General features: G+C 66.0%; 13 protein-coding genes. 6 read left to right on the top strand and 7 right to left on the bottom strand.

Annotated features, from left to right (window positions below; genetic code table 11):
- Position 1: 1 nt before the first annotated feature.
- Positions 2-1042 carry an NAD(P)/FAD-dependent oxidoreductase gene (locus CCK87_RS16695; RefSeq protein WP_086462549.1) on the bottom strand — a complete coding sequence of 347 codons (1041 nt, stop codon included), beginning with the start codon at positions 1040-1042 and terminating at the stop codon, positions 2-4.
- A 124-nt stretch (positions 1043-1166) separates the two neighbouring features.
- On the opposite strand from CCK87_RS16695, the gene CCK87_RS16690 reads away from it, so the two are divergent.
- Entirely contained in the window at positions 1167-1520 is a 354-nt protein-coding gene (locus CCK87_RS16690; protein ID WP_086462548.1) for a VOC family protein, read from the top strand.
- Positions 1521-1544: 24 nt separating this feature from the next.
- Here CCK87_RS16690 and CCK87_RS16685 read toward each other — a convergent pair whose 3' ends face one another.
- The 5 genes from CCK87_RS16685 to CCK87_RS16665 all read right to left on the bottom strand — a co-directional run bounded on the left by CCK87_RS16685 (position 1545) and on the right by CCK87_RS16665 (position 4612).
- Entirely contained in the window at positions 1545-2435 is an 891-nt protein-coding gene (locus tag CCK87_RS16685; RefSeq protein WP_249273954.1) for a CPBP family intramembrane glutamic endopeptidase, read from the bottom strand.
- A 150-nt stretch (positions 2436-2585) separates the two neighbouring features.
- The gene (locus CCK87_RS16680; protein WP_140162911.1) at positions 2586-2777 is read right to left on the bottom strand and encodes a hypothetical protein; all 192 of its coding nucleotides are present in this window, start codon (positions 2775-2777) and stop codon (positions 2586-2588) included.
- 144 nt (positions 2778-2921) lie between these two features.
- Entirely contained in the window at positions 2922-3152 is a 231-nt protein-coding gene (locus tag CCK87_RS16675; RefSeq protein ID WP_086462545.1) for a hypothetical protein, read from the bottom strand.
- Between the two features lie 108 nt (positions 3153-3260).
- Positions 3261-4154, bottom strand: coding sequence for a DUF808 domain-containing protein (locus tag CCK87_RS16670; protein WP_086462544.1), 894 nt, complete (start codon positions 4152-4154; stop codon positions 3261-3263).
- 89 nt (positions 4155-4243) lie between these two features.
- Positions 4244-4612, bottom strand: coding sequence for a MerR family transcriptional regulator (locus CCK87_RS16665; RefSeq protein WP_086462543.1), 369 nt, complete (start codon positions 4610-4612; stop codon positions 4244-4246).
- A gap of 144 nt (positions 4613-4756) precedes the next feature.
- On the opposite strand from CCK87_RS16665, the gene CCK87_RS16660 reads away from it, so the two are divergent.
- The 5 genes from CCK87_RS16660 to CCK87_RS16640 all read left to right on the top strand — a co-directional run bounded on the left by CCK87_RS16660 (position 4757) and on the right by CCK87_RS16640 (position 8520).
- On the top strand, positions 4757-5482 hold the full coding sequence (locus tag CCK87_RS16660; protein ID WP_086462627.1) for an SDR family oxidoreductase: 726 nt from the start codon (positions 4757-4759) through the stop codon (positions 5480-5482).
- Between the two features lie 56 nt (positions 5483-5538).
- On the top strand, positions 5539-6345 hold the full coding sequence (locus CCK87_RS16655) for a MerR family transcriptional regulator (RefSeq protein ID WP_086462542.1): 807 nt from the start codon (positions 5539-5541) through the stop codon (positions 6343-6345).
- Between the two features lie 137 nt (positions 6346-6482).
- Entirely contained in the window at positions 6483-7469 is a 987-nt protein-coding gene (locus CCK87_RS16650; RefSeq protein ID WP_086462541.1) for an aldo/keto reductase, read from the top strand.
- Positions 7470-7519: 50 nt separating this feature from the next.
- The gene (locus tag CCK87_RS16645) at positions 7520-7858 is read left to right on the top strand and encodes a metalloregulator ArsR/SmtB family transcription factor (RefSeq protein WP_086462540.1); all 339 of its coding nucleotides are present in this window, start codon (positions 7520-7522) and stop codon (positions 7856-7858) included.
- Positions 7855-8520: a cation transporter gene (locus CCK87_RS16640; RefSeq protein WP_086462626.1), complete on the top strand. Its 666-nt coding sequence runs from the start codon at positions 7855-7857 to the stop codon at positions 8518-8520. Before CCK87_RS16645 ends, CCK87_RS16640 begins: the two co-directional genes overlap by 4 nt.
- Positions 8521-8536: 16 nt before the next feature.
- Here CCK87_RS16640 and CCK87_RS16635 read toward each other — a convergent pair whose 3' ends face one another.
- Entirely contained in the window at positions 8537-9520 is a 984-nt protein-coding gene (locus tag CCK87_RS16635) for a hypothetical protein (RefSeq protein ID WP_086462539.1), read from the bottom strand.
- Positions 9521-9762 lie beyond the last annotated feature (242 nt).

Here is a 9762-nt window from a genome sequence, read left to right as displayed (position 1 = left end):
CTCAGATCCCGTGTCGCCGATCGCCGAGAACCGCCTCGGTGGCTCTCTGCTCCATCGCTGATGAGAACGGCCGCGCCCGCCGTGCCACGGCTCGCGCCAGGTCTGCGGCCGCGAGGTCTCCGTGCGCGGCGGCCCCGGCCATGACCCCCGATGCTGCCGCGGCGGCGACCATCGCCATGGGCTGTCCCGTGTTGCCGGCGACGAAAGCGCCCGGCACGGCGGTCACTCCCCGGGGGTCGCCTTCGACGTGCTCGCCGAACGAGGTGATCGTGCGCTCCCCTCCGAGTGCCTCGAAGAGCTCCGTGCGCGCGAGAAACACGGGCGCGACGACGACGGCATCCATCTCGAACGACCGACCGCCATCCACCTCGACCGCGCGCACTTGGGCGCCATCGACGACGAGCCGCTTTACCCGCGGGGTCACGACCCGTACGCCGAGCGCGGCGAGCTGCTCCCACTGCTCGTCGCTGGGCTCGGGCGCGTCGTGCAGAAACAGCGCGACGTCGTCGCTGAGCTGGCTGAACAGCAGCACCTGATGCATGGCATTCTCGCTCCGCCCGATCACGGCGATGCGCTGGTCGCGCACCTCCCAACCGTGGCAGAACGGACAGTGCAGAACGCTGTGCCCCCATGCCTCTCCGACTCCGGGAATGTCGGGCAGATCGTCGACCAACCCCGTTGCGAGAATGACGCGACGAGCCGTGACGCAGGTCGCGCCGCCGTCGATCTCGAGCGTGAAGGCGTCAGCGACACCGGATGCGCCGGTCACGAGGCCGTTCAGGATGCGAACGCCGTACGCTTCGGCTTCGGCTCGGCCGCTCGCGAGCAGCTCGAGCGGAGGGATGCCCTCGTGGCCGAGCACGTTGTGCGCCCCCGCCGCGGGAGCGTTGCGCGGCTGCCCCGCGTCGACGACGATCACGGAGCGGCGGGAGCGAGCGAGGGCGATCGACGCGGCGAGACCGGCAGCGCCGCCCCCGACGACGACCACATCGGCGTGGTCGTCGAGGGTCGGGGCTAGTGGGGGGAAGTGTGTTGAGGACATGGTTCAACGCTAAGCGCGTGTTGGCTTGATGGCATGGACTCTTGCCGATAACGCAAGAGTCTATGGACCTCCGAGCCCCGAATTGGCGCTGGACGAGCGTCGCCGCCCGCGGCAGTATGGCGGCATGGAAAATGTTCTCGGCATCGGCGGCGTCTTTATTCGTTCCGTTGATCCCGACGCACTCACGGCCTGGTACCGCGACAATCTCGGCGTGGGTGTCGACCCGACCGCTCCGTGGCAGCAGGAGTCCGGGCCGACGGTCTTCGCAGCGTTCGAGAGAGGCAGCGACTATTTCGGATCGGCGAAGCAGCAGGTGATGCTGAACTTTCGGGTGCCAAACCTCGACGCGATGCTCGAACAGCTTCGCTCCCGCGGCGCCGACGTCGACTCCCGCGTAGAGAACATGGATGGAGTCGGCAGGTTCGGCTGGGTCACCGATCCAGAGGGAAACCGCATCGAGTTGTGGCAGCCGGCCTGAGCCACCGTTTTTTCTGCAGGACCGTTAACTCACTAGCTCAGCCGCGACGGGCCACCCGTTCATGATCACGTGGGCGGCGACGATCGCCGTCAGGTTGCGATACTTCCACCAGAGCACTCCCAGGAAGAGTCCGAACGACCCCTGCGCGACGACGACGCGCGCGACGTCGAGAACAGGCGCGCCCGTCGAGTGAGAGCCCAGGTGCATCAGGGCGAACCCGAACGATGCGAGCGCGATGCCAGGCCAGACACCCAGTGAAGCCTCGAGGCGGGTCTGTAGCCACCGGCGGTAGAAGAGTTCTTCGCCCACCCCCGCTGTGATCGCCGTCGCCGTTGCTGTCACGACGAGAACGACAGGGTCGATGCCCGACAAATCTGGCCGAGGGTTCCAGGGCGCAACCTGCGAGAGTAGCGCCCATACCGCCACCACAACGGCCGCCGCCCACCAGCGCCACGAGCCTCGAACTCTCTCCAGACGCATACCGCGCAGAACACCGACGATCACGGCGGGAATCGCTATGAGAAGAACCAGCTTCGCGAGCACGTAGCCTTCTCCCCCGCCCAGATCGAACACCCCGGAAACGAGCGGGAATGCGATGGCGAGCGCCAGCAGACTCCATGTCGCTGCGGCGTGACGGGACCTGTTCTCGACGACGGCGGGTTGAGCAGGAGCCCGCAGCGGCAGCACGGTCACAAGCGCGATTCCGACGACCGCGGGCAGAAGGACGACCCACCAGGGCACGACCGGTGCACCGGGATCGGGCGATGTCGGCGCCCCTCCCGGCAGAGCGATCATGACGGTCGCGAGCGACGCTGCGGCGATCACCGCGCAGGCGATGAGCACCACCCGGCCGAGCGAGGTCGGCTTCATCGAGGGCGAGGTCGCGCGCGGGAGCGTAGGCGTAGTGATGGTCACACCCTTAACCCTGGACACGTGCCGACAACCACGCAACTGCGAGCGGCCTCGTGTTTCCACTTTGCGCGAGCTCGAGCCGCCGTGTTGCCAGTTCGAGTGAACCGAACTGTCACCTCGATCGGAGGCCAGCGGCAGATCAGCTCGACCGCGTCAGTCGATCGCCGCATCCGCCCCCTCTCGGTCGGCGCAGTAGGCCCGAGCGGCGGCGACGGCGTCTTTCCACGAGAAGAAGAAACTCTCTCCGCGCCGAAGCTTGGAGCCCAAAACGAGTTGAACGTGCGTCAACGCGCGATCGTCGAACTCGATCTCGATTTCTGCATCACCATAGATCAGTTTTCCCATGATCACTCCTCGGCACCGGGGTCTGGGGCGCCGCATTCTGCGGCCACCGTACTGCGCAATGTGAATCCGACTCAAGCAAATGAAGGGGCTACCATTTCTCGCGCGGATGGGGCAGACGACCCGCTTCGCCTGCCTCGAACCCTGCTATCGAGAGCGCATCCACTCCGAGAACGTGAGCGTGCCGAGCTGCGCATCCGGGCCTGGAAGCAGTGCCCCGCTGCGCATGGCGGCGCCCATCCCGCCCGGTAGCGGGATCGAGATGATCGGCGCCCGCAGCCCCTCGACCGAGGCATACGATCGCACGAGGTCGATGAGCCGCTCTTCTCGGGGGCCGGCGAGATCGCGCGCCCGGCCCCGCGCATCCGATTCGGCCAACTCGACGAGCTTCTGGTCGCCGACGTCTGGATCTCGATGAACCCGCCGAAGCTCGCGCTCTGGCAGGGCTGAAGACTCGATCGCCTCGCGGCCGGATGAGTCGGCCGATCAGTGTGCGACGGATGCCGGCTGGTTGCGGTTTCGCAGGCGCGAGATGCCGGTAAGGATCACGACGATGACCATGCCGAGCACCAGTCCGAACACGAACGACACCGCGGTGTCGGCGAGCCAGACGATGACGGGGCCGGCGGCCTCGACGGCGTGCGTGATCACGTGAAGCAGGTCGTACGGACCGTGCCAGAACGTCTCAGCCAGATTCGTGATCACCAGGTGGCCACCGACCCAGAGCATGGCGACGGTGCCCACGATGCTGATGACGCGGAAGACGGCGGGCATCGCGGCCACGACGCGGGCACCGAAGCGGCGCACGCCACGAGACTCACTCTTCATAAAACGCAGCCCGATGTCGTCGATCTTCACCAGCAGCGCCACGGCGCCGTAGACCAGCAGAGTCATGCCGAGGCCGATGACGATGAGCGCGCCGAGCGTGAGCCAGATGCCGAAGTCGGGGTCGAGGCTGTCGAGCGCGATGAGCATGATCTCGGTGCTCAGAATGAGGTCGGTGCGAATGGCGCCGAAGACGAGCTTCTTCTCGGTTTTCTGCTCTTCATCGGCAGCCTCGTGATGCACACCGAACCACTCGGTCACCTTCTCAGCCCCCTCGAAGCACAGGTATGTGCCTCCGATGATGAGCAGGAACGGCAGCACCCAGGGCGCGAACGCCGAGAGCAGCAACGCGATCGGAATGATGATGACGAACTTGTTGACCAGGCTTCCGAGCGCGATCTTCCACACGACCGGCAGTTCACGAGCGGGCGTCAGACCCTGAACGTACTGCGGCGTGACGGCCGCGTCATCGATCACGACTCCGGCTGTCTTGGCGCTCGCTTTGAGGGCGGCGGTCAGAATGTCATCGACGACGGCGAGCAGGCCGACCGACATGGGCGTCTCCTTGGGGTGGGGGCGTCAGACCGCTCAGCGTTCAGCGGGGAATGGTGTCCAGAGTATCGCGCAGCGTGAGCGACGAGGCGTTACCGCAGAGCGGGGCAGTGTTCTGGGGTCGGGTTGTGGGCCATGTCGATCATGCGGTCGAGCGCATCGCGGGCGGCAGCCAGATCGGCCATCGCGGCAGTGATTCGCTGTCGCTCCGTCTCGAGCACCTCGAAGACCTCGGCCGTAGCGTGCCCGCTGTCGACGCAGGGCAGCAACTGATGGATCGTTCGGCTGGGCAGGCCAGCAGTGAAGAACTGCTGGATCAGCTGCACTCGTTCGACCGCCGATTCGGCGTAGCTGCGTTGACCGGTGGGGGTGCGTTCAGACCCGAGCAAGCCCTGCTCTTCGTAATAGCGAAGCGCTCGTGTGCTGACACCGGCTTGGCGGGCGACCTCTCCTATTCGCATGAGTGTCCTTCATTTCAAAAATAGTTCCGGGAATGTGCCGGTTGCATTTGACCTTGACGTCAACGTCAACATTTAGCGTAGTCGATGGCTGTCGAGCATCCGCTCCGCAGCATCGACGCTCTACCCAGAAAGCACCAACACACCATGAAGATCACAGATCAGGTCGCCCTCGTCACCGGAGCCAACCGCGGCATCGGCCGACAGTTCGTTCTCGAGTTGCTCGAACGCGGCGCATCCAAGGTCTACGCCACGGCGCGACGCCCCGAAACACTGGAGTTCGACGACGCCCGCGTCGTTCCCCTGCGGCTCGACCTGCTGGATCACGAGTCCGTCGCCGCCGCCGCAGCAGTCGCGAACGACGTGACCGTGCTGGTGAACAACGCCGGCATCTCGACCGGAGCACGGCTTGTCACGGGCGAACTGAGCGAGATCCGACGCGAGCTCGACACACACTTCTGGGGAACGCTCGATGTGATCCGGGAGTTCGCACCGGTCTTGGCAGCCCATGGCGGAGGAGCCATCGTGAACGTGCTCTCGGCCCTGTCATGGTTCTCCGGCCCGGGCGCAGGAGGTTACGCCGCAGCGAAAGCGGCCGAGTGGAACATGACCAATGGTGTTCGGCTCGAACTCGCCGCCCAGGGAACGCTTGTGCAGGGCGTTCTGCTCGGCGCAGCGGATACCGACCTCATGGCATCGTACGACGGCCCGAAGACCGACCCGCGGGACGTCGCCCGCCTCTCGCTCGATGGTGTGACGGCCGGAAAGATCGAGGTGATCGTCGACGACTGGACCCAGATGGTCAAAGCGTCGCTTGCGGGTGATCCCGCCGAGTTCTACGAGAAGGTCACCCGCCTCCTAGGCGCCAACTGAGCCATTTCTGTCCTTCGATTTGACCCTCCCCTTGGGGGAGCCGCGATGCTGGACTCATGATGAAGATCGGCGAGTTCTCCGGCATAACAGGTTTGAGCGTGAAGGCGCTGCGGCACTACGACGACAGGGGCGTCTTGCCTCCGGCGGATGTCGACGAGCTCTCGGGGTATCGAGAGTACGACGAGGGCCAGGTTCGCGCGGGCGTCGTTGTTCGGGCGCTGCGCGAGGCGGGCGTACCGCTTCCCGCGGTCACCCAGGCGATCGCATCCGATGCCGCCCTCGATGCGCTCGACGCGCAGCGGCGACAGATTCTGGCCGACCGTGCGGCAGAGGATCGCGCATTCGACGCGGCAGAGGCCGAACTGCGCGGGCTCGCCGTTCCTGTCGTGGTGAGCGAACGACGGATGCCCGAGCGGCCCTATATCGCTCGGGTGCTCGAGGTCGGGCTGGATGACGACGTCGATCAGAGCAATGACGACGCCAACGCCGCATTCGGCGAGTTGTTCGGCATTCTGCAGAACGCCGGTGTCTCCCCTGACGGCCAGCCCTGGACGGCCCTCCGGGGTCGTGATCAGGATGCCGTCGAGCTGGTTCTCTGCTGGCCGACCGCGACGGAACTCGACGTGCAGACCGTGGGGCCACAGGCATCCGTCGGCGTGCTGCCCGAGCGCACCGAGCTCACGGCTCTGTGGCGACCTACCCGTGGAGAGACCCTCGCCGACGGAGCGACCCATCCCGCGATCGTGGCCCTCTTCGACGGGCTGGCCGAGCGCGGCATCACCTTCACCGGGCGTGAGGTGCGCCAGGTCTCCCTCGGCGAGACCGAGGCGGACCACGCGGTCGAGGTGTCGATCACGATCTGAGCGGCGACATCCGCTATCGAGAGCGCATCCGTCTGTCACGAATCGACCCAACGGCGCCGAGTTAGGTCGATATGCGACCAGCGGATGCCCCGGCGAGACAGAATGGTCGCACAGCTCAGTGAGAAAGCGGGAGATCCATGCACACACGCACCCTCGGCCAAGGACTCACGGTGTCGGCGATCGGCCTGGGCTGCATGGGCATGTCGCAGAGCTACGGCCCCAACCCCGGCAGCCGCGACGAGATGATCGAGGTGCTGCGCGGCGCGGTCGATCAGCAGATCACCTTCTTCGACACGGCCGAGGTGTACGGCCCTTACGACAACGAGGAACTGGTGGGCGAGGCCCTGGAGCCCCTGCGCGACCAGGTGGTCATCGCGACCAAGTTCGGGTGGAACATCCAGAACGGCAGGTCGGAGGGACTCGACAGCAGACCCGAGCAGATTCGCGCAGTCGCCGACGCGTCGCTTCGCCGTCTCCGCACCGATGTGATCGACCTCTTCTACCAGCACCGGGTCGACCCCGACGTTCCCATCGAAGACGTCGCCGGCGCCGTTGGCGAGTTGGTGAAGGCCGGCAAGGTGCGGCATTTCGGCCTGTCAGAACCATCGGCGTCGACCATTCGGCGGGCGCACGCGGTGTTTCCGGTGACCGCTGTTCAGAGCGAATACTCGCTGTGGACGAGAGACCCCGAACCCGAGGTGCTGCCCGTGCTCGAGGAGCTCGGCATCGGCTTCGTGCCTTTCAGCCCGCTCGGCAAAGGCTTCTTCACCGGAACGATCGACACGAGCGCGCCCTTCTCCGAGGGCGACGTGCGAGGCACGATTCCCCGGTTCGAGGCAGAAAACCGCGCGGTGAACCAGGCACTCGTCGACCACGTGGTGAAGCTCGCCGCCGACCGAGGCGCAACACCCGGTCAGATCGCGCTCGCCTGGCTGCTCGCGCAGAAACCGTGGATTACGCCCATCCCCGGCACCCGACGAATCGAACGCGTCATCGAGAACGCCGGTTCGACACAGGCCGTGCTCTCGGCAGACGATATAGCGGCACTCGACGGAATCGCCGCCCGGCTCGGCGTTCAAGGCGAGCGTTACAACGAGCAGCATCTGGGACTCGTCGGCCGCTGAGCCGTCGGACGGCACACCCGATAGTTCACGATTCGCTGTACTATCGAGAAATGTCCACGGCCACTGCAACGCTCTCGCACACCGCAGCACTCTCTCGGCTGGGTCATGCCCTCGGCGATCCGACCCGCGCCGGCATCCTGCTGGCCCTGCGGGAGGCGCCGGCCTACCCGTCTGATTTGGCCGATCGCCTCGCCGTCTCACGCCAGGTCATGTCGAACCAGCTCGCGTGCCTGCGCGGATGCGGCCTGGTCGAAGCACTGTCCGAGGGCCGACGCACCGCCTACCGGCTGGCCGACGAGCACCTTGCGCCCGCCCTCGACGAACTGCTGAGGGTCGTTCTGTTCGTCGAGCCCGACTGCTGCGACGGCCCCGGATGCGTGTGCGCATGACGATCGCGCCCGCCGCGGCCCCCGAGAGACGCCGGCTTCTTCAGCGCCGCATCCGGCTGATCGTCGGCGCGACGATCGCGTACAACGTGGTCGAGGCGATCGTGGCCATCACGGCCGGCTCCCTCGCGTCGTCGGCGGCGCTTATCGGTTTCGGGCTCGACTCTGTTATCGAGGTTCTGTCGGCGGCGGCCGTCGCGTGGCAGTTCACACGACGCGATCCCGAGCACTGGGAGAAGGGCACACTGCGGGTGATCGCAGTGGCCTTCTTCGCCCTTGCCGCATACGTGATGGTGTCGTCGGTCGCGGCACTCGTCGGCGGCGAGGAGGTGCGGCACTCCCCAATCGGCATCGTGATCACGGCCCTGAGCGTGGTCATCATGCCATTCCTGTCGCTGGCAGAACGGCGCGCCGGTCGCGAGCTGGGGTCGGCGACGGCGGTCGCAGACTCGAAGCAGACACTGATCTGCACCGACCTGTCTGCAGCCGTGCTCGTGGGCCTCGTGCTGAACAGTCTCTTCGGTTGGTGGTGGGCAGACGCGGTGGCAGGACTTGTGATCGCGGGCTTCGCCATTCGCGAGGGCATCGAAGCCTGGCGCGGCGACACCTGCGCGACCTCGGTCGGCATGCTGCTCGACGGCGACCAGCACACCCACGTCGGCTGAACGAACGCGCGGTTGGTTATTCGCCTGGATTCATCGCGGCGGCCAGATCGTAGGCCGACTTCTCGTTGTCCTGCCAGATGGGACCGATTATGTGGGAGTAGTCGTTGTACCGAGCATCTTCGTTGGCGAACTGCGCACCCTCAGGGCTGTCGCCCTCGAACATCGGCCCACCCGACACGCCCTCGTTCATGTCACAGGGCAAGTCGATCTGTTGCGGGCCGGCATAGGCCGCGAACTGACCACTGCAGGCCTGGAGCGTCTCGCCGTCGAAGCGACCCGCGGCCGGGTACCCGAAGACGCTGCCTTCCTGAGCTTGCGACTGATTGAAGACAACAGGCGAGGCACCGACCACGCTGGTGATATCGGCGTCGTCGTCGTGCGCAACCACGAGGAATCCGGTGTCGTCGGCTTGATCGGCGTTGTTCTCCGTGAAGCCTCCCGCGATTTCGCCGGCAACGACCGGCCACCTTCCGTAAGGAGCATCGCCATTCTCATAGGCGGGCACGAACACGGAGTTCGCGGAGAATCCGCCGTCGCCGGTCATGCAGTGGCCCGCGGTCGCGACGGTGGAGCGGTTCGCCGACTGCACCACATTGGCGCTGCACGCATGATCGATACCGTTGAGTGTGTAGAAGACACGGCCGATATGCGAAACCGCAGCGACCTGTTGGGCCACAGACACCGGCGTCGCGGTTGTCGTGGTGCCTTCGGCCGAGTCGACGAACTCGTCACTGCCGGTCGCGGTCGTCCTCTCACCGGAGTCCGTCTCCCGCTCCGCAGCCATCATCCGCTCCGGCGTCCAGTACTCGACAGCGCGCTGGGCTTGTTCGGCGCTGGTCTGTGTCGGCAGAACGTGCGGAAGCTCGACGGAAGCAATCACGCGGTCGCCGGAATCCGAAGCCCAGGCAGACGGAGCGACGGCGGCGACGCTCGTGGCAAGAGCGACGGCGGCGACGACGCTCCCTCTCAGCAGAGTAGAGCGATAGGACAGGCGGAACATAGGGAGCCTTTCGGGTCAGGCGACGAGAAGGAAGCATTCTCGTTAGACGATCGTCTATTGTCTTTCCTACACGAGTCCCGATCACCCGACAATGACCCGATGCTGAGAGGTCGCCCTCCGATGCGCACCAGACGCGCCTGAGAGCAGCGCCGACGCATCCCCGGAGCCGCAGCTAGCGGCTCGGGCGCCCCGATCTATTGACGACGAGAGCGAGGAGGCCGACTCCGATCGCGCCGACGAGC

This window comes from Agreia sp. VKM Ac-1783 (genome assembly GCF_900177765.1).
In the GTDB taxonomy this organism is placed as follows: Bacteria; Actinomycetota; Actinomycetes; order Actinomycetales; family Microbacteriaceae; genus Agreia.
Note: the sequence above shows the minus strand (reverse complement) of the source record. Positions and strands in the feature narration are given on the sequence as shown.

What these genes read in the sequence shown, in the direction of transcription:
- CCK87_RS16695 (WP_086462549.1), bottom strand. Translation starts at nt 1,042, where the DNA reads ATGTCCTCAACACACTTCCCCCCACTAGCCCCGACCCTCGACGACCAC.
- CCK87_RS16690 (WP_086462548.1), top strand. Translation starts at nt 1,167, where the DNA reads ATGGAAAATGTTCTCGGCATCGGCGGCGTCTTTATTCGTTCCGTTGAT.
- CCK87_RS16680 (WP_140162911.1), bottom strand. Translation starts at nt 2,777, where the DNA reads ATGGGAAAACTGATCTATGGTGATGCAGAAATCGAGATCGAGTTCGAC.
- CCK87_RS16670 (WP_086462544.1), bottom strand. Translation starts at nt 4,154, where the DNA reads ATGTCGGTCGGCCTGCTCGCCGTCGTCGATGACATTCTGACCGCCGCC.
- CCK87_RS16665 (WP_086462543.1), bottom strand. Translation starts at nt 4,612, where the DNA reads ATGCGAATAGGAGAGGTCGCCCGCCAAGCCGGTGTCAGCACACGAGCG.
- CCK87_RS16660 (WP_086462627.1), top strand. Translation starts at nt 4,757, where the DNA reads ATGAAGATCACAGATCAGGTCGCCCTCGTCACCGGAGCCAACCGCGGC.
- CCK87_RS16655 (WP_086462542.1), top strand. Translation starts at nt 5,539, where the DNA reads ATGATGAAGATCGGCGAGTTCTCCGGCATAACAGGTTTGAGCGTGAAG.
- CCK87_RS16650 (WP_086462541.1), top strand. Translation starts at nt 6,483, where the DNA reads ATGCACACACGCACCCTCGGCCAAGGACTCACGGTGTCGGCGATCGGC.
- CCK87_RS16645 (WP_086462540.1), top strand. Translation starts at nt 7,520, where the DNA reads ATGTCCACGGCCACTGCAACGCTCTCGCACACCGCAGCACTCTCTCGG.
- CCK87_RS16640 (WP_086462626.1), top strand. Translation starts at nt 7,855, where the DNA reads ATGACGATCGCGCCCGCCGCGGCCCCCGAGAGACGCCGGCTTCTTCAG.
- CCK87_RS16635 (WP_086462539.1), bottom strand. Translation starts at nt 9,520, where the DNA reads ATGTTCCGCCTGTCCTATCGCTCTACTCTGCTGAGAGGGAGCGTCGTC.